At 39.0% G+C, this 20,237-nt stretch carries 23 protein-coding genes; 3 read left to right on the top strand and 20 right to left on the bottom strand.

Annotated elements, in window-relative coordinates; translation table 11 throughout:
- Positions 1-160: 160 nt before the first annotated feature.
- The gene (locus QUF91_RS03865; protein WP_289416893.1) at positions 161-580 is read right to left on the bottom strand and encodes a single-stranded DNA-binding protein; all 420 of its coding nucleotides are present in this window, start codon (positions 578-580) and stop codon (positions 161-163) included.
- A gap of 388 nt (positions 581-968) precedes the next feature.
- On the opposite strand from QUF91_RS03865, the gene QUF91_RS03860 reads away from it, so the two are divergent.
- Both QUF91_RS03860 and QUF91_RS03855 read left to right on the top strand, forming a co-directional pair.
- Positions 969-1,394: a YwpF-like family protein gene (locus QUF91_RS03860; RefSeq protein WP_285396511.1), complete on the top strand. Its 426-nt coding sequence runs from the start codon at positions 969-971 to the stop codon at positions 1,392-1,394.
- Positions 1,395-1,493: 99 nt separating this feature from the next.
- Complete coding sequence (locus QUF91_RS03855) at positions 1,494-2,474, top strand: nuclease-related domain-containing protein (RefSeq protein ID WP_289416892.1); 981 nt, start codon at positions 1,494-1,496, stop codon at positions 2,472-2,474.
- Between the two features lie 673 nt (positions 2,475-3,147).
- Here the strand turns inward: QUF91_RS03855 and QUF91_RS03850 are convergent.
- From QUF91_RS03850 to mreB, 7 genes are all read right to left on the bottom strand, one after another.
- Positions 3,148-3,576, bottom strand: a complete 429-nt coding sequence (locus QUF91_RS03850; protein ID WP_285396871.1) for a hypothetical protein — start codon at positions 3,574-3,576, stop codon at positions 3,148-3,150.
- A 109-nt stretch (positions 3,577-3,685) separates the two neighbouring features.
- The gene (locus QUF91_RS03845; RefSeq protein ID WP_285396870.1) at positions 3,686-4,069 is read right to left on the bottom strand and encodes a hypothetical protein; all 384 of its coding nucleotides are present in this window, start codon (positions 4,067-4,069) and stop codon (positions 3,686-3,688) included.
- A gap of 155 nt (positions 4,070-4,224) precedes the next feature.
- Entirely contained in the window at positions 4,225-4,668 is a 444-nt protein-coding gene (gene fabZ, locus QUF91_RS03840) for a 3-hydroxyacyl-ACP dehydratase FabZ (protein ID WP_285396869.1), read from the bottom strand.
- A gap of 217 nt (positions 4,669-4,885) precedes the next feature.
- Positions 4,886-5,170: a DNA-directed RNA polymerase subunit beta gene (locus tag QUF91_RS03835; RefSeq protein WP_285396867.1), complete on the bottom strand. Its 285-nt coding sequence runs from the start codon at positions 5,168-5,170 to the stop codon at positions 4,886-4,888.
- 42 nt (positions 5,171-5,212) lie between these two features.
- Entirely contained in the window at positions 5,213-6,052 is an 840-nt protein-coding gene (locus QUF91_RS03830; RefSeq protein WP_285396866.1) for a flagellar hook-basal body protein, read from the bottom strand.
- 24 nt (positions 6,053-6,076) lie between these two features.
- Positions 6,077-6,910 carry a flagellar hook-basal body protein gene (locus tag QUF91_RS03825; protein ID WP_285396865.1) on the bottom strand — a complete coding sequence of 278 codons (834 nt, stop codon included), beginning with the start codon at positions 6,908-6,910 and terminating at the stop codon, positions 6,077-6,079.
- Positions 6,911-6,931: 21 nt separating this feature from the next.
- A complete protein-coding gene (mreB, locus tag QUF91_RS03820; RefSeq protein ID WP_285396864.1) occupies positions 6,932-7,927 on the bottom strand; it encodes a rod shape-determining protein in 996 nt (331 codons plus the stop codon).
- Between the two features lie 389 nt (positions 7,928-8,316).
- Between mreB and QUF91_RS03815 the strand changes: the two genes are divergently transcribed.
- Entirely contained in the window at positions 8,317-9,783 is a 1,467-nt protein-coding gene (locus QUF91_RS03815; protein ID WP_285398117.1) for an IS1182 family transposase, read from the top strand.
- A gap of 337 nt (positions 9,784-10,120) precedes the next feature.
- Here QUF91_RS03815 and QUF91_RS03810 read toward each other — a convergent pair whose 3' ends face one another.
- The 12 genes from QUF91_RS03810 to atpF all read right to left on the bottom strand — a co-directional run bounded on the left by QUF91_RS03810 (position 10,121) and on the right by atpF (position 20,083).
- Positions 10,121-10,381, bottom strand: a complete 261-nt coding sequence (locus QUF91_RS03810) for a sporulation transcriptional regulator SpoIIID (RefSeq protein ID WP_010858004.1) — start codon at positions 10,379-10,381, stop codon at positions 10,121-10,123.
- A gap of 184 nt (positions 10,382-10,565) precedes the next feature.
- A complete protein-coding gene (locus QUF91_RS03805) occupies positions 10,566-11,240 on the bottom strand; it encodes a M23 family metallopeptidase (protein ID WP_289416891.1) in 675 nt (224 codons plus the stop codon).
- A 37-nt stretch (positions 11,241-11,277) separates the two neighbouring features.
- Entirely contained in the window at positions 11,278-12,213 is a 936-nt protein-coding gene (gene spoIID, locus QUF91_RS03800; protein WP_483308076.1) for a stage II sporulation protein D, read from the bottom strand.
- A gap of 77 nt (positions 12,214-12,290) precedes the next feature.
- Positions 12,291-12,428 (bottom strand): hypothetical protein, encoded by a 138-nt coding sequence (locus QUF91_RS03795; RefSeq protein WP_289416889.1) that lies wholly within the window; start codon positions 12,426-12,428, stop codon positions 12,291-12,293.
- Positions 12,429-12,571: 143 nt separating this feature from the next.
- On the bottom strand, positions 12,572-13,885 hold the full coding sequence (murA, locus tag QUF91_RS03790; RefSeq protein WP_285396859.1) for a UDP-N-acetylglucosamine 1-carboxyvinyltransferase: 1,314 nt from the start codon (positions 13,883-13,885) through the stop codon (positions 12,572-12,574).
- A 458-nt stretch (positions 13,886-14,343) separates the two neighbouring features.
- The gene (locus tag QUF91_RS03785) at positions 14,344-14,583 is read right to left on the bottom strand and encodes a DUF1146 family protein (RefSeq protein WP_289416888.1); all 240 of its coding nucleotides are present in this window, start codon (positions 14,581-14,583) and stop codon (positions 14,344-14,346) included.
- 104 nt (positions 14,584-14,687) lie between these two features.
- Entirely contained in the window at positions 14,688-15,095 is a 408-nt protein-coding gene (locus QUF91_RS03780) for a F0F1 ATP synthase subunit epsilon (protein ID WP_285396857.1), read from the bottom strand.
- A gap of 24 nt (positions 15,096-15,119) precedes the next feature.
- Positions 15,120-16,535 (bottom strand): F0F1 ATP synthase subunit beta, encoded by a 1,416-nt coding sequence (atpD, locus tag QUF91_RS03775; RefSeq protein ID WP_285396856.1) that lies wholly within the window; start codon positions 16,533-16,535, stop codon positions 15,120-15,122.
- A 48-nt stretch (positions 16,536-16,583) separates the two neighbouring features.
- The gene (gene atpG / locus QUF91_RS03770) at positions 16,584-17,441 is read right to left on the bottom strand and encodes an ATP synthase F1 subunit gamma (protein ID WP_285396855.1); all 858 of its coding nucleotides are present in this window, start codon (positions 17,439-17,441) and stop codon (positions 16,584-16,586) included.
- Positions 17,442-17,488: 47 nt separating this feature from the next.
- On the bottom strand, positions 17,489-18,997 hold the full coding sequence (gene atpA, locus QUF91_RS03765; protein WP_285396854.1) for a F0F1 ATP synthase subunit alpha: 1,509 nt from the start codon (positions 18,995-18,997) through the stop codon (positions 17,489-17,491).
- Positions 18,998-19,025: 28 nt separating this feature from the next.
- Complete coding sequence (locus QUF91_RS03760; protein WP_285396853.1) at positions 19,026-19,562, bottom strand: F0F1 ATP synthase subunit delta; 537 nt, start codon at positions 19,560-19,562, stop codon at positions 19,026-19,028.
- Positions 19,559-20,083: a F0F1 ATP synthase subunit B gene (gene atpF / locus QUF91_RS03755; protein ID WP_285396852.1), complete on the bottom strand. Its 525-nt coding sequence runs from the start codon at positions 20,081-20,083 to the stop codon at positions 19,559-19,561. Before atpF ends, QUF91_RS03760 begins: the two co-directional genes overlap by 4 nt.
- Positions 20,084-20,237 lie beyond the last annotated feature (154 nt).

Below are 20,237 nucleotides of genomic sequence, written 5' to 3'. Positions count from 1 at the left end.
TTTAGTTGTATAGAAAATGATCATCGATGTGCGGTCTTCAGCAATGATCTACGTTAATGAATGGTATACATCATTCCTTCCTATTCATTACGGTGCAAGTAATAAAGGAGAATGGCGGATCAGACAACTTGTACTTGCTCCGTATGTACCATTTAGGATGCTATACTACAGGTAATTGTATTTCTTCAGGTAGCACAAAATCCTTTAAGCCTTCCTGCTCATCAGGTGGCTTTGGCGGCACAATAGCTCCGTCACTATCCCTTGGCTTAAGCTGATAAAATCGGACATCTTCTACGACTACTTCTGTTATAAAAACCTTTTTGCTTGCTTCATTTAAAAATGATCTTGATTGAATACGGCCATTTACTCCAATCAATGAGCCCTTTCCGCAATATTTCACGATATGCTCTGCCAGCCTTCCCCAAACTGTACAGAGAATGAAGTCAGCATCTACTTCCCCTCGACTGTTTTTGTAATTGCGATTAATGGCTACAGAAAAATGTGTTTGTACGCGATTTCCAGATAAGTGTCGCAACACAGGATCTTTTGTTAACCTCCCGACCATCCCGACTTGGTTCATTGGTTCACCTCCTTTGCTTTTGATTGCTCTCATCTTACAAGAAAGAATCCAACATTGACAAAAGTCGATTTTTATCATTTCCTTCATTTTTTAATCATAAATTGGTTATATTGAGGTTTTTACTTTTCAATAATTTAATCTTTTCTTGAACTGAATGCTTAAGACTGTAATAGCCAATGCTAATTGTTGAAATATGCAATTTCGCTGTTTTTTTCTTCATTCAGCTCCTGTGGCAATTTATCTGTAGCGTAAGCAAAGCGACAGCAACAATTAAGCCAAGACGTAATTGATACAATGCGCGAACAGCCAACATTGACCCTATCGCAAACAAGGGCAATTGGAATATGTTATACTAAAAAGGATGACTGACTTAGGAGGATATTACATAATGAAAACATTTAAAATGCTTTCCTTTGACCTTGTCACAAAAGATGGCATCCAACCATTCCCTTTAGTCGATGGTATTATTATTAACCAGGAAAACAGCCATCAATCTTGGATTCTTGAACTGTTTATGGACCGACAATATCGTTCAACTTTTGATGAACTTTTAGCGAATGCTACTGTTTTTAATGTACGTGCAGTTATTTCATCCCCAGATAATGATCCCGCTCCTTTCCATGTTGTCGTACATAAAGTTCAAGAAATTGGCGAGCACATCTCTGTACTTTTAAAAGGGACGTTAAAGATAAAACGCTCAAAATATGCAGAGCAATTATTAGCCGAGCTATTAGCTGAGGGAGTTTCTTTAGATCAGCTATTGGAACGCTTCTCACACGATATGAAAGAACGACCAAAACTAAAAAATGATTGAGCTTGATTTAACGATGCAAATTTCTGCATCGTTTTTTTATTGGACAGGTGGAGATTTTAATGTAAAATACGATTTAAAAATTATAGGAGGGAACGACATATGAATATTGCTATTAGAGAGAAACCTATAAAATTAATGTGGTTAGAGGCGTTAAAAAGAAGGTTAACAGAAAAGGATATAGATTTTAGCTATTATAATGAACAATTTCGAAGAGTCGACGCAGGCTTTGCAGGTGAAAGCAGAGTTGACCGTGAGTGGCTTGAATTAATATGCCCCTATACTTTTTTCGTATTGCATAATTTAAATCTAATGAATTCCGCACAGCATTCACATCAACTCGATACACTTTTCATTTGCACTAATTTTATGCTAGTTGTTGAGATTAAAAATATTAATGGACGTCTTGATTTTGACGATATTACTCACCAGTGTATACGAACGAAGCCAGACGGAACAGTTGAAGGATTTCCTAATGCGATTTCTCAGACCCAACGACATATGCAATTTCTAAAAGTTATTTCTCAAAACTATTCTCTCCCCATTGAGGGTGCAGTGATCATTGCTAATCCCAATGCTATTATTGCAAGTCACCCAAATACAATTCCAATTTTTCATGTCTCAGGACTTCAAAAACATCTTCATTCCCTTTTTAAAAAATATTCACAAGCTACTTTAAGTGATAAACAGTTAACGCAACTAGCTCAACATCTTCTTAGTAAACATCAGCCATTGAAAATTCCGGCTCCTATCGATCCTTCGCGATTTCGCCACGGCGTGCTTTGTCCGAAATGCCAGTACAAGTTTAAAATGCATTATGTTCGTGGTTTTTGGATATGCTCGCGTTGTCACTATGCAAGCGAAGAGATTTTCGCTGAAGCCTTGCAAGATTACCGATATTTAGTTAGACCAACCATTACAAATAAACAGTTACGAGAATTTTTCAATATTCATTCCAGTGATGCTGCAAATCGCTTACTTAGAAAATTTCAATTTCCCTTTAGTGGTTCTTATAAAAATCGCGTTTATCATTTACCTGAAAATTTAGTGGAATATATGAAGCCGTTTTTCCGCTCTTCTTGAGGTGTTGGTTTGCACGCACAGGAGTTCATCCTTTGTGTGCGTGGGGCTGATTCTCCACTTGCGCGCTAGCCGTGGATATTCACTCTGCCCGCGGGTATTTACCCTTGCCGCGCGGGTATTTCCCCCCTTTGCGCGGGTATTCACCCTTGTCGCGCGGGTATTCACTCCTTCCGCGGGTATTTACCCTCTTCGCGCGGGTATTTCACTCGCTTCCGCGGGTATTTACACTTGCCGCGCGGGTATTCACTCCTTCCGCGGGTATTTACCCTCTTCGCGCGGATATTTCACTCGCTTCCGCGGGTATTTCACTCGCTTCCGCGGGTATTCACCCTTGCCGCGCAGGTATTCACTCCGTCCGCGGGTATTTACCCTCTTCGCGCGGGTATTTCACTCGCTTCCGCGGGTATTTACCCTTGCCACGCGGGTATTCACTCCTTCCGCGGGTATTTCCCCTCTTCGCGCGGGTATTTCACTCGCTTTCGCGGGTATTTACCCTTGCCACGCGGGTATTTACCCTCTTCGCGCGGGTATTTCACTCGCTTCCGCGGGTATTTACCCTTGCCGCGCGGGTATTCACTCCGTCCGCGAATATTCACCCCTGACGCGCGGTATTCATCATCTTCCCTGCTAATGAAAAAAAGAGTGCTCCATTTGGAAGCACTCTTTTTTTATATTATCGTGTAACTTTCTCTTCGACAACTTTTTCTTTAACAACGCCGTTAGTTCCTGGAGCTACTGTCCCTGGTGTCATTGTTCCTGGAGTTGTTGTTGTTCCCGGAGCTACTGTTCCTGGAGTTGTTGTTGTTCCTGGAGCTACTGTTCCTGGAGCTGTTGTTCTTGGTACTGTCGTTCCTGGAGTCGTTGTTCTTGGTACTGTTGTTCCTGGTGTTGTAGCTTCAGGAATAACGGTACCATTCACGTCACGATTGTAGACGTCATGTCTCTTAGTCGGATCTACAACGTCTTCTACTTTATCTACACCTTTTCGAACGTCGTATTTAACATTCTCGACTGGTTTTGTTTCAACAGCTTTGTTTCCCCAGTTACAACCTCCAAGGAATAAAGCAGCAAGGATAATGGCTAAAAATGACATTTTCCACATATGAAAAAACCTCCTTTCTTGGGTGCTATGTCATCAAATACAACGTGTGCATTTGTGATCCTACATAGATTGCCCGGGAAAGGAGGGAACTATCCGATTTTCGTACAAACTATTTTTGTTTTTCTTTTAACAATTGTTCAATGTACGATGCTTCTGCTTTACAGTTATAGCTATGGTTTGTACCTAGCTCTTTTTGCAAGGCATTGATTGTTTCGATTTGCTTAGCCGTTGGTTCTTCATTTAAAATTTTTGCAATTACTTCATCGATTTTCTGTGCCATCTCTTCATGGAATTCAGTACTCATCAAAACATTTGCTGGGATTTTTTCGATCCATGCGGCATTTTCTTGAAAATAAGTTTGCCAGCTAGCAATGAAGTCTTCCATAGAGAAACGCTCTTCTTTCCAATCAATACTTGCTAAATATGATTCGAAAGATGTTGAAATCGAACGCGTAATGCTAATTTTAACACCTGAAGACAATTCCTTATACATCTATATAATCCTCCTACGTTTTAAAAACAAAACTAAAATTACATGTATTTCAATTCACAATTGCATTTTATAAAACAAATAAACTGTTAAAAAGATTAACAGTAAAGACATTATTCGACATAATTATTTTATATCTTTTAACCTACAATTGCAAATTACACCTGTTTTGGCTGCTCGGGTCCAATAGCAAATAGAATATCTGCTTCACATACTAGCTCTCCATCGACTGTTGCCACACCGTGACCTTTGCCCATTACTCCACGTAGTTTCACGAACTCTACTTCTAATCGAAGTTGATCTCCTGGTACTACTTGGCGCTTGAAACGACAATTATCAATACCCGTTAAGAAAGCTAGACGACCTTTGAATTCATCTGCATTTAATAATGCTACTCCACCAACTTGTGCTAGCGCCTCTACAATTAAAACGCCTGGCATTACTGGATAGCCTGGGAAATGTCCATTAAAAAAGTCCTCGTTCATAGAGACGTTTTTTAAGCCAACTGCACGCTTCCCTTCTTCTAATTCAACAATACGATCAACAAATAAAAATGGGTAACGATGTGGTAAAATTGCTTGAATTTGCTCTACTGTTAACATTTCTTTTCCCCCTCAATGTATCAATATCAATTTCGCCTTGGCGTAATTGTTGCTGTCGCTTCGCTTTCGCACAGAAAACATTTGTAGCTGTCGCTTTGCTTTCGCTACAGATAAATTGCCACAGGACGTGGCATTCTTAGCCTGAGTTCCTCTTCAGTAGGTGTCTACTGAATGAAGATAAATAATTATGTAAAACAAAGTATGGTAAAGAATAATATTATTCTTTACCATTCATAATATCAAATATATGCTGCCAAGTTTCTGGTTTAAAAACATCCATGGCTTTACCTTCTCCAATAACACTATAGCCAATCAATGCACCTAAAATTGCAGCAACAACAACTAAGACGATAATAAGTACAACGCGTAGCCAAATCGGAATCAGCCGTATTTGCACCCATCGAACCTCTCGTTGCTCTCCATTTGAGCCGTGTTCCTTCTCTTCTGGTGGCGTATCGGTTTCTTTTGTTTGCACAGAACGTCGACTTGAATCGTTTGTCATAGATTGTACTCCTCTTCATTCTAAACAGTAATAACGGATTTCCTATCGAATACCATTAATGAGCCCAAGCATTTGGTCTGCTAAAGTTACCGCTCTTGCATTGAATTGGTACGAGCGCTGTGTTTGTATTAAATCCGTCATTTCTTTTGAAAGATTTACATTCGACATTTCTAGCGCACCGTTTTGCATGCCAATTTGTTGACGATTTGCTCCTCGTAATTCAGTGACAACGTCAGCTTGTGTATATCCAAGCTGAGCGAGGTTATTCGGCAATCCAACGTAGGAGCCAGAAATATGCTCCATTAGCTGTGGCTTTTGAAATTCTGTCACTGCTAAATCAGTACGAATAATATCCCCATTCGGATACGCTGCCTCTAAAACACCGCCGTTGCGTACAGCAACATTTTGTACATTACCTGGTAATGTAATAGCTTGTCCTGTTGAATCTGCCAATGGATATCCATCTGCATTTACAACCATTACTGTTCCATTATTTAATGGTGACAAATAAAAGTCACCTTGACGAGTATACACTGTTTTCGTGCCATTTTCACCATCTGGCATTAAAATATTGAAATATTGCTTCGGTTTTGTGAAAGCTAAATCAAGGTCACGATTTGTTGTTTGTAGGGAGCCTTGCTTGTGATTTGATTGGATTTGTCCAAGCATTGCACCTGAACCATAACGGATGCCAACAGGTGATTGTCGGTCAGCACGGTCTTGTTTATCATTATTAAATTGCTGATAAAGCATTTCATTAAATGTAGCTTCTTGTGATTTAAAGCCAAGTGTATTGCTATTGGCAATGTTATTACTAATTGTATCTAGTTTATTTTGTAATTGCCCCATTGTATTTGTTGCAGTCATCATTGTACGTAGCATGTTCAAACGCCTCCTGTTCGCCTATTATACTTTCCCGATTTCATTAACAGCTTTTTCCATACTGCGATCATAAGCTTGTAACACTTTTTGGTTAGCTTCGAAAGCGCGATATGCTGTCATTAAATCTGTCATTGTGCGACTAGAATCTACGTTTGAGCCCTCTAGATAATTTTGACGCAATGTAAAGGATACGCCATTCGTTCCGTAAGCTGTCGGTAAATTTGCACCGTTTTCTGTTCGAATTAAGCCATTATCCTGTTTACGTAGCATGTTCGGATTCGCCGCATATGATACTCCAACACGTGCTACTTGCTGATCATTAACATAAATTGCTCCGTTCTCATCTAGGCGGAAATCATCATTCGGTAGCTGGATGCGTTGACCTCTGTCTGATAACACATACAGTCCTTGTGGATTTACTAAATAGCCTTGACCATCTAAAGTAAAGTTCCCGTTACGTGTATATGCCTCGCCACCTTCTGGATGAGCTAAACGGAAGAAAATAGATCCTGCGACGCCATCATCATTTTGTGGTAAGGATCCATCAATCAAAGCCATATCTGTCGTGAAATCTGTACTATAGATTTGGCCTTGTATGTAGTTTGGCAATGTTTCTTGCATATAAATCCCAGTATTTAATGCTCCAACTGGACTCATATATTGAGAGCCTGCTTGTTGATTGGCAGGTGCATTTGTTTTTCCTACGCTTGACATGAGCATATCGGGAAATGAACGAATTGTTGATTGGTCTGCCTTAAACCCTGGTGTATTCGCATTTGATAAATTATTGGTTAGTAGTTCTGTTCTTCTTTGTTGTGCAATCATACCAGTTGCAACTGTATAAAACCCTTTAAACAAAGGAATCACCTCATTAAATTTTTATAAGGATGCGGGTACTCGATCAATATTTTCAAGCATAATGCCTGTACCAATTGCTACACAATCCATAGGGTGCTCTGCAATGAACACAGGTACCTTTAACTCTTCGATTAATAGCTGGTCCATACCATGTAGTAGTCCACCACCGCCAGTAATAATTACCCCACGATCAATTATATCAGCTGATAGCTCTGGTGGCGTTTTTTCTAAAACATTTTTTGCAGATTGAACAATCATAGCAACTGATTCATGTAATGCACGTTCAATCTCCTCAGAGTAAATTGTTATTGTACGTGGTAAACCTGTCACCATGTCACGACCACGAATATCCATTGAATCGTTTCTGCTACCTTTAAAGACTGTACCGATTGTAATTTTAATGGCTTCTGCAGTACGTTCACCAATTAGCAATTTATATTCCTTTTTAATATATTGTAAAATATCATTATCAAAAACGTCGCCTGCCACCTTAATGGATTCACTTGTTACAATATCACCCATTGATAGGACTGCAACATCTGTTGTGCCGCCGCCAATATCGACTACCATATTGCCGCTAGGTTGGAATATATCCATGCCTGCCCCAATTGCTGCCACTTTTGGTTCTTCTTCTAAGTATACTTTTTTTCCACCTGATTTTTCTGCGGCTTCACGGATAGCCTTTTGCTCAACACTAGTAATGTTCGTTGGACAGCAAATTAAAATACGTGGCTTAGCTAAAAATCCTTTTACATCTAACTTATTGATGAAATGTCTTAGCATGACTTCTGTAACGTCAAAGTCTGCAATGACACCATCTCGTAATGGGCGAATTGCAGTTATATTCCCTGGCGTACGCCCTACCATTTGGCGGGCCTCTTCCCCTACCGCTAATACTTTATTTGTTTTTTTATCAATCGCCACAACAGATGGTTCATTTAAGACGATTCCTTTACCTTTAACGTGTATTAACACGTTCGCAGTTCCTAAGTCAATGCCTATATCTTTAGAAAACATTTTATAATTTCTCCTTCCCGCCAGTTCCTAACTACATAACGTTCATTTTATCTGTTTATCTAGAATATTTTATCATATTCTATTGGTAATTTCACCTAATTTTAGTGAATGGAACTGTTTTGTTTTCAATTATATGAACAGTCATAGAAAAGAAGAAATCGTTAAAAGAATCTTTTTGTTTCATTACCTAAAGCTAGGTGTGTCATTTTGTTAAAACGTATGCAATGTATATAAGTTGATCTTCGTTCCGACTGGGCGACTCCATGGGGATTAGCGTCGAGGGCACTGAAAAAGTGGTTAGATAAAGGAAGTAGCGAATTTTTTCTCTACTTCCTTTTCTTTTTCATCTATAATTATTAGTATACTGTTCATTTTAGGTGGTGCTTTTTATGCTTTCCAAACAAGAAACGCTTGCTCTTAGTCCTCATATGGCAATCTATGATTTAGTTGTGCCAAAAGATAATATGCTTCGTCAAATGAAGGAATTAATTGATTTTACTTTTGTTTTAGAGGAATTAGAGACTAAATATTGTCTAGATAATGGTCGTTACGCTATTTCACCTATTCGTATGTTCAAATATTTATTACTTAAGGCAATTTATGATATTTCTGATGTTGATGTAGTAGAACGTTCTAAATATGATATGTCCTTTAAATATTTTTTAGATATGGCACCAGAAGAAGGTGTTATTGAGGCAAGTTCTTTAACAAAATTCCGTCGATTACGTTTACAAGATGTCCAATTGTTAGATTTACTCATTCACAAAACCGTAGAACTAGCTATTGCACAGGGTGTTTTAAAAAGTAAAACATTGATTGTAGACGCAACACATACGAAGGCACGCTACCAACAGAAGTCCCCGAAAGAGTTTTTACAAGAGAAATCAAAACAGGTACGAAAAGCCGTGTATCAATTCGATGAAACAATGAAATCAAAATTTCCCACTAAACCGACTTCTCAAGATATCCAAAAAGAAGTGGACTATTGTCACCAAGTCATTCAAATAATAGAAGAAAATAAGGCTATTGCTCAAATACCAAGTGTACAAGAAAAAGTAAATGTCCTCAAAGAAGTTATTGAAGATTATGAGCTTAAAATAAATTACTCAGCTGATCCTGATGCACGTGTCGGTTATAAATCTAAAGAGAATCCTTTCTTTGGTTATAAAACACATTTGGCAATGAGTGATGAAAGACTTATAACAGCAGTAGTTGTAACAACAGGTGAAAAAAGTGACGGGAATTATTTACAAGAGCTAGTAGAGAAGAGTGAGCAAGCAGGCATAGAAGTGAACACCATTCTTGGAGATACAGCGTATTCTGGTAAAGAGAATTTATTATACACAAAAAAGAAAGAGATTCAACTCATTTCAAGGCTACATCCTGTTATTACGAACGGTCAACGGAAGCAAGAAAGTAAGTTTGAGTTTAATAAAGATGCCGATTTATATGTGTGCCCTGCTGGACATTTAGCAAAGAGTAAAAGTATTAAAAAGCGTAAGAATTCCACGCAAAATACACAATTAAAATATTTCTTTGATATAGAAAAATGTAAAGTTTGTCCTTTAAAAGAAGGGTGTTATAAAGAAGGAGCGAAAACAAAAAGTTATTCAGTTTCTCTTCTGTCAAATGAACACATAGAACAAGAAGTGTTTCAGGAAACGGAATCCTTTAAACAATTGGCAAAAGAACGCTATAAAATCGAAGCAAAGAATAGTGAAATAAAAAACAGACACGGGTATAATCAAGCAAACGCCACGGGTCTATTTGGTATGCAAATACAAGCAGCCGCAACGCTATTTGTCGTGAATATGAAGAGAATTTTAAAACTAATGAACGAAAAAAGCAAAGAATAATGAAAGAAATCGGACGACCCCTTCCTAAAAAAGGATGAAATGGCGCCCGATATTTTTTTTGAGTTAAAAAATTTTAATTTTGATGAGTTTTTCAGTGCCCTCGATTAGCGTCACAGATGAGACCCCGAAGCGAGCAACGCGAGTAAAGCGGCTCAGCGGACGCCCCCAGGAAGCTTTGCTCTGTGCGAAAGCGTAGCGACAGCTACAAAGCGCCCAGTCGGAACGGAAATCACCCCTACGTTATGGTGAGTAGCCTTTTAAGATGGCTGTTTTTAGAATTTTTAGTATGCAGAAAATAAGTATCTAACTTGTCCTGTGCAAACAAAAAAAGAACGAATCATTCTTGACTCGCTCTTTCTTTCCACTTGTTTTTCGTTGCCTCTCCTCCACGAATATGACGTACGGCCTTATGATAGGCGAGAATTTCCTTTACTTGCTCAGCTAATCCTTCATGAATTGTTGGCAATCGCTCTGTTAAATCTTTATGCACCGTACTTTTTGAATAACCTGTCATTTTCGCGAGGACACGCACAGTTTCACGCGTCTCAATTAATAATTCACCGAGGCGTATGCAGCGCTTCCGAATGTGCTCGTGCACGTTCTTCGTCCTTTCCACACAATTTCACAAAATGGCTTCGGCATCAGATGCACGTCTGCGCATTTCTTCACCTTATGTGAGGACAAAGCTATTCAGAACACGTTTTACATTTTCATGTTAATATACTGATTTTTTATGCATTTTTTAGTATTTGTTTTTCTCATTGAAATACTGAATTTAAGATCTACTTATTTTCAAAGGCTAGTAATTTTTTCGGATTAATATATTTTCCGTCTTCAAGTACTTCAAAATGCAAGTGAACGCCAGCTGCTTGGTTCCACTCATTGTCAGTTGCTTTTCCAAGCGCTTGACCTTGTGTTACCTCATCGCCTTCCTTGACAGCAATGTCTTTTACAGAGCTATATTGTGTTTGCATACCATTTGCATGCTCAATCACAATTTTATTGCCTGTAAATGCATCAAGTTTTACTTGTTTTACTTTACCACTCATAGCAGCAAGTACTTCGAATTCTTCACCATTCATAGAAAGAGAAATACCAGAAGATGTCGTAAATGTTTGATTAAATACCATAAGTGCTTTTTCACGCGACTCTGCATTAGCCTCTACTTCATAAAACTCTTGTGAAACTTGAACTTTACCTAAATCTGCTTCCTTGAATGGGTACTTCATATTTTCAGTGCGTGCATTTGTTTCAACTACAGGACCTGAATCTACTTCTGCTACATTTGGTAGTGGGGCCTCTTCTACTTGAGATACAAGACTATTGTATCCAAATAGCATTCCTGCTAGCATTAGAGCGCCACCACCGTAAACTGCTGGCCAAAACCACGGTTTCTTCTGTAATTGAACTTTTTCATTTTGATTTTGAGAAGTTTTACTATTTTTATCCTCTCTCATTTTCATCACCTCTAGTTGCAGTGTGAACAACTAGAAGTTATTTTAAACATGCATCTATCGATTTTATTTCAATATCTTGATAATAATAGTGTAAAATTTCGGCAGCAGTTTTCCCATCACTTGCCATAGCCTCTGCTCCGTATTGACTCATTCCTACCCCATGCCCGTATCCTTTCGTGCTAGCCTGCACATTTCCTGTAGCCGAATTATATGAAATCTTAAAATCGGTTGATGGTATTTGTAAAAGTGTTCGAACTTCTCGACCTGACCACACATTCTTGCCTAGCTGCATGCGCTCAACACGTCCTGAATCATTTAAAAAATACTGTACACGGTTGAAATCACTTGCCTGCCATTTAACAGGCCACAGTGCATTCCATTCAGTTAATGTCCATTCCTTTATAGCTGAAAACTTTGGTGATGATTGATCAGATATACTTGCAACGCTTTGTAAATATGGTAGATCATTGCCGCCATAACCGTAGGCACTTTCTGTCTTACCATTGCTAGTAGAGTGAAACATTGCCGTAATTAATTCATTATTATATAGAAGAACTTGTCCTTTCGTTTCGTTAATGGCCTCGACAATTTTCTTTTCATTCCCCGGGAAATTGCTAGTCCAGTTCGCTTTTCTTTGCTCCTTATTGTAAAAAACCTGTCTAGCAACTGTAGGAGCGATAGCTATCTTACCGTAATTTGTCGATTTCAATGCGTATGTTCTCGCTGCAATCGCCTGCGCTTTTAAAGCTTCTTTTTTAAATGAAACAGGCATTTCTGCAGCCACTACACCAGTCACATACGTTTCTAAAGGGATTTTCTCCTGTTGTCCCTCCACTTCTATAAATATTTCACAGGCTTGCTCTGTCGTTGAAGGTAAATCCTCAGCCATACGTTTCTCACTAAATGCCACAGGAAGCATATATAATGCTCCAATCAAACAAACTATGCCTATACTCGTTATCCATTTTTTCATAAGGAATAATATGCTCAAACTCTTCAAATTATGTGGACCTGGGCGCAGTAAGCTTCGGTACGCATGAGAAAACATTACTAGAGATGGCTATCTAAAAATGGCACTTCACCATAACGTGGGGTCGATTTCCGTTCCGGCTGGGCGCTTTGTAGTTGACGCTTTGCTTTCGCTACAGAAAACATTTGTCGCTGACGCTTCGCTTTCGCACAGAGCAAAGCTTCCTGGGGGCATCCGATGAACCTTAAAAAAGCGCCAAAATAGGATCTAACATCTTCTTATATGGTGTAGCTGTCGCTTCACTTTCACATACTATAAAGAAAAAACCCTCTGCAACTCAGCAAAGGGTTTTGAAATCTATTTAGTTTGTTGGTAATTCAACTGTTGATTTCTCTTGAATGATAACATCTTCAGCTGGTACACGTTCAATATTTGCGCCAAGTGAAGCTAACTTGCCGTGGAAATCAACGTAACCACGATCTAAGTGATGAAGTTTTGTAACTCTAGTCACACCTTCAGATACAAGACCTGCTAAAATTAGTGCAGCCGCAGCTCGTAAATCAGTCGCCATAACTTCAGCACCCTGAAGATTTACAGGCCCTTCGATAAACACAGAACGTCCCTCTATTTTAGCGCCGGCATTCATGCGACGGAATTCTTCAACATGCATAAAACGATTTTCGAAAACCGTTTCCGTAATAATACTCGTACCTTCAGCAGTTAACATCAATGCCATCATTTGAGATTGCATATCTGTTGGGAAGCCTGGATGTGGCATTGTTTTAATATCGACAGCTTTTAATGTATTAGGAGCACTTACACGGATGCCTTCATCTAGCTCCGTAATTTCTACACCCATTTCACGCATCTTTGCAATTAATGCTGTCATATGCTCAGGAACAGCGTTTTCAATTGTTACATCGCCTTTTGTAATTGCTGCTGCAACCATAAATGTGCCTGCTTCAATACGGTCAGGAATAATATGATGTTCTGTTCCATACAATGTATCGACACCTTCGATACGAATTGTATTCGTACCTGCACCGAAAATACGACCACCCATACCATTAATAAAGTTTGCAAGATCTACAATTTCAGGCTCTTTTGCAGCATTTTCAATGACAGTTGTTCCTTTTGCTAAAGCTGCAGCCGTCATAATATTTTCTGTTGCCCCAACGCTTGGGAAGTCCAGATACACATTGGCACCTTTTAAACCTCCATCAGCCTTCGCTTCTACATATCCATGACCAAAAGAGATTTTTGCTCCCATAGCCTCAAAGCCCTTTAAATGTAACTCAATTGGACGAGAGCCGATTGCACAGCCCCCTGGTAAAGCAACACGAGCATAGCCATTTCGAGCAAGTAAAGAACCCATCACTAAAATCGATGCACGCATTTTACTGACAAATTCAAACTGAGCTTCACTAGAAAGTTCTTTTGTTGTATCTATATATACTGTATTGTCCTCAGGTATATATGTAACTGCCGCATTTAGACTTTTAAGTACTTCGTTTATTGTGAAGACATCTGCTAAGTTAGGGACTTCTTTAATTACATTTTCTCCTTTAGAAGCAAGTAAAGCCGCCGCCAGGATTGGTAACACTGCATTCTTTGCGCCCTCTACACGTACTTTTCCTTGTAGCTTTTTGCCGCCAGTCACTATTATTTTTTCCACCTTATGTCCCTCCGAATTCAATCTATTAACCTATCAAATTTTTATTTTAACAAGAAGTATAATGTCATAATCAGTAAACAAACAACTCTATAGTACAACTTTTTTTACGCTCGTTCAAGTATCCAAATCACTATTTTAAGACATTTATTGATATTTTGCTATTAATTTATTGTACGCATGATTTTTTTTTTTGTGAATGACCAATAACATGGAAGAAAAGCGTTAATTTCTAATACATACCCAAAAATTTATGAACAAAAAACAAAATCTAATAAGACTTCTTTCAGCGAATGTTTGGACATCCACTGAGAAATAACTTAAACCCGCATTGATCTTAGCACCTATGAGGTAGTTAAGCTTATTTTTACATATTTCAAAGGACCACATAATTATGTTATAAAGTCCTGTGAAATATGTAGTTTTCAATTACTAACAAAAAAGATAGTCATAAGGAGCTATTAAAATAAATACGGAAGTTTCCCTGACCAGTTTGAAATTTGGAGAAAGAAATTTGAAACAGCTGATCCTATCGTAATGCTTAATAAAATATAAATTAATTGAATTTGAAATACTTTATTCTTCTTGAAAAGCTTTTCTAGCATCAAAGATTGTAGCGCGTAAAAAGCAATAGCGATAAAAAATATATGCGATAAAATGCCTATTAAAGATTCTTGTCCTATTGCCTCATATATTTCCATGTTGTTTCCTCCATATTTATTCCTCTAGCAACACTCGCGATTGGTTGCATTTGGGATAAAGTTAAAAAACGGACAGATATTGAATCTGCCCGTTAAAATTTGAATTAGATATTACCCTCATGAACGTTGATACGATTCAACGCACGTTTTAATGCTAGGTCAGCACGTTTGAAATCAATGTTGTCTTGTTTACTTTGAATTCGTCCTTCAGCACGTTTAACGGCTTCTTTAGCACGTTTAACATCGATGTTATCAGCAATTTCAGCAGAAGGAGCTAAAATTGAAATCTTATCAGGACGAACTTCAATGAAACCACCGCTTAAAGCAACCATTTCAGTAGAACCGTTTTCTTTTTTAAGCTTCACTGCACCAATTGCAAGTGGAGCGACCATAGGAATATGGCCTGCAAGAACACCGATTTCTCCTGAAGTTGTTTTAGCGATTACCATTGATACTTCAGAATCGTATACTGGGCCGTCGGGAGTGACAATATTGACTAGAACTGTCTTCATATTTTTTCCTCCTCGTCCCTAGTATTAAACCTCTACGCCCATGCTTTTCGCTTTTTCAACTACCTCATCAATAGAACCAACTAGACGGAAAGCATCTTCTGGTAGGTGATCCCATTTGCCATCAAGGATTTCCTTGAATGAGCGAACAGTTTCTTTAACAGGTACATAAGAACCTTTTTGACCAGTAAATTGTTCCGCAACGTGGAAGTTTTGAGATAAGAAGAATTGAATACGACGAGCACGTTCTACTGTTTGTTTATCTTCATCAGATAACTCATCCATACCTAAGATAGCAATGATATCTTGTAGTTCACGGTAACGTTGGATTGTACGTTGTACACCAGTAGCAATTGCGTAGTGCTCAGCGCCTACGATTTCTGGTGATAAAGCACGAGAAGTCGAAGCTAATGGGTCAACCGCAGGGTAGATACCCATTTCTGATAATTTACGTTCAAGGTTAGTAGTTGCATCTAAGTGGGCGAAAGTTGTAGCCGGAGCCGGGTCAGTATAGTCATCGGCTGGTACATAGATCGCTTGAATAGAAGTTACAGAACCTTTGTTAGTAGATGTGATACGCTCTTGTAATTTACCCATTTCAGTTGCAAGTGTTGGTTGGTAACCTACCGCAGAAGGCATACGACCTAATAGGGCAGAAACCTCAGAACCTGCTTGTGTGAAACGGAAGATATTGTCGATGAATAAAAGTACGTCAGCACCTTGCTCATCACGGAAGTATTCTGCCATTGTAAGACCAGTTAAAGCTACACGCATACGCGCACCTGGTGGCTCGTTCATTTGACCGAATACCATCGCTGTTTGCTTGATAACGCCTGAATCGCTCATCTCGAAGAATAAGTCGTTCCCTTCACGAGTACGCTCACCTACACCAGCGAATACAGAGATACCTGAGTGCTCTTGTGCGATGTTGTTGATTAATTCTTGGATTAATACTGTTTTACCTACACCGGCACCACCGAATAGACCGATTTTACCACCTTTGATATATGGTGCTAATAAGTCTACTACTTTGATACCTGTTTCAAGAATTTCAACTGTAGTTGAAAGTTCATCGAAAGCTGGTGCTTCGCGGTGAATCGAATCACGACGAACGTCAGCTGGAATCTCTTCACCTAAGTCGATTACTTCTCCTAGTACGTTGAATACACGCCCTAAAGTAACTTCACCAACTGGTACTGAGATAGCTTTTCCTGAGTCTGTTACTTCTGCTCCACGTTGTAAGCCATCCGTAGATGACATTGCAATTGTACGAACAGAATCATCACCTAAATGAAGAGCAACTTCTAATGCAAGAATTGTTGGTTCTTCATTAGGACGTTCAATCTTAACTGTTAGTGAGTTATAGATTGCTGGTAATTGGCCATTGCTGAATTTTACGTCAACAACTGGACCCATTACTTGAATAACATGTCCTTTATTCATTACTGTGTACCCTCCTATCGTATTCTTATACGACATTGGGAAGCTGGCCTATTCTAAGGCTGCAGCTCCACCAACGATTTCTGTAATTTCTTGTGTAATTGCTGCTTGACGTGCACGGTTATATTGCAATGAAAGGTCTGAAATAAGATCAGATGCATTATCAGTTGCATTTTTCATAGCAGTCATACGAGAAGCATGTTCACTTGCTTTCCCATCTAATAATGCCCCGTAAACTAAGCTTTCCGCGTATTGTGGAAGTAATACTTCTAGAATTGCTTCACCAGATGGCTCAAATTCGTAAGAAGCATTACTGCTAGCAGGTGCAAGATCCGTTAATGGAAGAAGTTTTTTCTCTGTCACTTCGTTAGCAATTGCGCTGACAAAGTGATTGTAGTACATATAAAGTTCATCATACGTACCGTCAATGAACATACCAACAGCATTACGAGCGATTTCTTTAATATCAGCGAATGATGGTTGGTCAGGAAGAGCAACCACACTGCTGATGACATTATGATCACGTTTCACAAAGTAATCACGAACAACACGACCTACCGCTAAAATAACGTATTCGTCTTTTGATTTATGACGCTCGTCAATTGTACGTTGTACTTGACGTAGGATACTTGAGTTGTAAGCACCTGCAAGACCACGGTCAGAACCAATGACTAAGTAAGCTGTTTTCTTAACAGGACGAGCAGTTAACATTGGATGTCCACTGTCTTTTGTTCCTGAAGCGATTGCGCCTACTACGTCCTGGATTTTTTCCATGTAAGGAACGTACGCTTTAGCGTTTTGCTCTGCACGACGTAACTTTGAAGAAGAAACCATCTGCATCGCTTTCGTAATTTGTTTCGTACTCTTTGTTGAAGTAATACGACCTTTAATTTCGCGTAAGTTTACCACTGGTATTTCACCACCTTTTGTTTTTTAATCAAGTGACTATCTCGAACTTATTCTGATTTAGCGAAAGTTTTTTTGAATGCATTGATTGCTTCAACATAATCCGCATCAGGAGCAAGCTCTTTTGTAGTACGAACGTGATCTAAAACGTTTGTGTGGTTTGTATCTAACCAGCTTAAGAATTCACCTTCAAAGCGAACGATATCTTGTACTGGAATATCATCTAAGTGACCTTTAGTTAATGCATAAAGGATAGCAACTTGCTTTTCAACTTTAAGTGGTTTGTTTAGGTCTTGTTTAAGAACTTCAACCGTACGTTTACCACGCTCAAGTTTACCAAGTGTGATTTTATCTAAATCAGAACCGAATTGAGCAAATGATTCAAGCTCACGGAATGCAGCTAAGTCAAGACGTAGTGTACCCGCAACTTTTTTCATCGCTTTAATTTGAGCAGATCCACCTACACGTGATACAGAAAGACCGGCGTTAATCGCTGGACGTACACCTGAGTTGAATAAGTCAGATTGTAAGAAAATTTGTCCATCAGTAATTGAGATTACGTTAGTTGGGATGTATGCAGAGATATCCCCAGCTTGTGTCTCAACGAATGGAAGAGCTGTAATAGAACCATTTTGATATGTTTCATTTAACTTCGCAGCACGTTCAAGTAAGCGGCTGTGTAAGTAGAAAACGTCACCAGGGTAAGCTTCACGACCTGGAGGACGGCGTAGAAGAAGTGAAAGTTCACGGTAAGCTGATGCTTGTTTAGAAAGATCATCATACACGATTAAAACGTGTTTACCTTGTAACATGAATTCTTCTGCCATAGATACACCAGCAAGTGGTGCTAAGAATAATAATGGAGCTGGTTGAGAAGCAGAAGCTGTCACAACGATTGTGTAATCTAAAGCGCCATTTTTACGAAGAGTTTCTACTACACCACGTACAGTAGATTCTTTTTGACCGATTGCAACGTAGATACAAATCATGTTTTGGTCATTTTGGTTAAGAATTGCATCGATCGCTACTGATGTTTTACCAGTTTGACGGTCACCGATGATTAACTCACGTTGACCACGACCGATTGGTACTAGAGCGTCGATCGCTTTGATACCAGTTTGTAGTGGTTCGTGTACTGATTTACGAGCCATTACACCGAAAGCTGGACTTTCGATTGGACGAGATTTTGTTGTGTTGATAGGACCTTGTCCATCCACTGGTTGACCAAGTGGGTTTACAACACGACCAATTAGTTCTTCACCAACTGGTACTTCCATGATACGACCTGTACGACGAACTTCATCGCCTTCTTTGATGTCTGTGTATGGACCTAAGATTACGATACCAACGTTACCTTCTTCTAGGTTTTGAGCCATACCCATAACACCGTTAGAGAACTCTAAAAGTTCTCCAGCCATGGCGTTGTCGAGGCCATGAGCAAGAGCGATACCGTCACCAATACGGATAACTGTACCAACTTCGCTTACTTTAAGTTCAGATTCATAATTCTCAATCTGTTGTTTAATCAGACTGCTGATTTCTTCAGCCTTGATGCCCATGTATGTCACCTCTCACATTTCTAAATTATTAACCGATTAATTCACGTTTTAGACGCTCAAGCTTGTTCGCTACTGAGCTATCATAAATATGGTTACCGATTTGAACACGAACCCCACCAAGTAAAGATGGATCGATTTCGTTTGTAATGTTTAATGATTGTTTCCCAACAAGTTTTGCAAACGCTGCCGAAATATTAGCGTTCTCTTCAGCAGAAAGTGCACGAGTTGAAAATACAGTAGCATCTGCAATACCTTGTGCTTGTGCAGCAAGTTCAGCATATGCTGTTGCGATTAGCTTCACTTCGTTTACACGTTTTTTCTCAACAAGTAGTTGAACTGTGTGTAAAACTTCTGGAGTTGCACCAGCGAAGATTTCAGCTATCATTTGTTTCTTGCGTTCGATAGAGAACTTAGGAGCATTTAAAAGTGTAAAAAAATCTGGAGATTCTTTGACAACATTTGTTAGTTCGTTTAAATCTGCTCCAACTTCAGCAAGAATGTTTTTTTGTTGCGCTAATTCAAAAAGCGCTTGAGCGTAACGTTTTGCTACAGTTGAATTACTCATCGAGCTTCCCCTGCCTTCGCAATCGTCTCTTCAATTAGAGCACGGTTGTCTGCCTCAGAAATCTCTTTGCTAAGGACTTTAGATGCTGCAAGTACAGATAATGAAACGACTTCATCACGTACAGCTGCAATAGCTTTTTCTTTTTCAGACTCAATTTCACGTAAAGCCGATTCTTTTAAGCGGTTTGCTTCATTGCGAGCTACAGTAAGAATTTCTTCTTTTTGCACTTCGCCTTGCTTCTTAGCGCTTTCAACAATCGATTGTGCTTCCGTACGAGCTTCTTTAAGAAGGCTCTTTTGTTCTTCTAAGAATTGATGCGAATCTTTGCGAGCTTTTTCAGCAGCTTCGATTTCACTAGCTACTAATTCTTCACGTTGTTGCATGATGCCCATAAGTGGACCCCAAGCGAACTTTTTAAGTAATAGCATTAGCACTAAGAAAATCACTAATGTTGATACGATATCACCACTATTGAAACCTCCACCAGTGCTTGAACCTAGTACAAGATAATCTAAAAACACGATTGTTTCACTCCCTTCAAGAGCTTTGACTTCAACATAATTATAATTACTTGAAAAACTACCTATTTTAAAAAGCTATATTTACACATAGCTTTTATCAGTTCCAAAATGAATGGCGAAGTTTCATCTGAGAATCCTGCTTCGCCACTAGTAA

The sequence above is a fragment of the Lysinibacillus sp. G4S2 genome (assembly GCF_030348505.1).
GTDB lineage: Bacteria > Bacillota > Bacilli > Bacillales_A > Planococcaceae > Lysinibacillus.
This window is presented reverse-complemented; position numbering and strand designations above follow the sequence as displayed.

Bases quoted from the DNA above. Each gene is read 5' to 3' on its own strand.
- QUF91_RS03845 (WP_285396870.1), bottom strand. From the start codon at position 4,069: ATGTATAAGGAATTGTCTTCAGGTGTTAAAATTAGCATTACGCGTTCG.
- fabZ (WP_285396869.1), bottom strand. From the start codon at position 4,668: ATGTTAACAGTAGAGCAAATTCAAGCAATTTTACCACATCGTTACCCA.
- QUF91_RS03785 (WP_289416888.1), bottom strand. From the start codon at position 14,583: ATGGAAATATATGAGGCAATAGGACAAGAATCTTTAATAGGCATTTTA.
- QUF91_RS03760 (WP_285396853.1), bottom strand. From the start codon at position 19,562: ATGAGTAATTCAACTGTAGCAAAACGTTACGCTCAAGCGCTTTTTGAA.
- mreB (WP_285396864.1), bottom strand. From the start codon at position 7,927: ATGTTTTCTAAAGATATAGGCATTGACTTAGGAACTGCGAACGTGTTA.
- atpD (WP_285396856.1), bottom strand. From the start codon at position 16,535: ATGAATAAAGGACATGTTATTCAAGTAATGGGTCCAGTTGTTGACGTA.
- spoIID (WP_483308076.1), bottom strand. From the start codon at position 12,213: ATGAAAAAATGGATAACGAGTATAGGCATAGTTTGTTTGATTGGAGCA.
- QUF91_RS03865 (WP_289416893.1), bottom strand. From the start codon at position 580: ATGAACCAAGTCGGGATGGTCGGGAGGTTAACAAAAGATCCTGTGTTG.
- QUF91_RS03835 (WP_285396867.1), bottom strand. From the start codon at position 5,170: ATGACAAACGATTCAAGTCGACGTTCTGTGCAAACAAAAGAAACCGAT.
- QUF91_RS03850 (WP_285396871.1), bottom strand. From the start codon at position 3,576: ATGTGGAAAATGTCATTTTTAGCCATTATCCTTGCTGCTTTATTCCTT.
- atpA (WP_285396854.1), bottom strand. From the start codon at position 18,997: ATGGGCATCAAGGCTGAAGAAATCAGCAGTCTGATTAAACAACAGATT.
- QUF91_RS03805 (WP_289416891.1), bottom strand. From the start codon at position 11,240: ATGAGAGAGGATAAAAATAGTAAAACTTCTCAAAATCAAAATGAAAAA.
- QUF91_RS03780 (WP_285396857.1), bottom strand. From the start codon at position 15,095: ATGAAGACAGTTCTAGTCAATATTGTCACTCCCGACGGCCCAGTATAC.
- QUF91_RS03855 (WP_289416892.1), top strand. From the start codon at position 1,494: ATGAATATTGCTATTAGAGAGAAACCTATAAAATTAATGTGGTTAGAG.
- QUF91_RS03815 (WP_285398117.1), top strand. From the start codon at position 8,317: ATGCTTTCCAAACAAGAAACGCTTGCTCTTAGTCCTCATATGGCAATC.
- QUF91_RS03830 (WP_285396866.1), bottom strand. From the start codon at position 6,052: ATGCTACGTACAATGATGACTGCAACAAATACAATGGGGCAATTACAA.
- QUF91_RS03860 (WP_285396511.1), top strand. From the start codon at position 969: ATGAAAACATTTAAAATGCTTTCCTTTGACCTTGTCACAAAAGATGGC.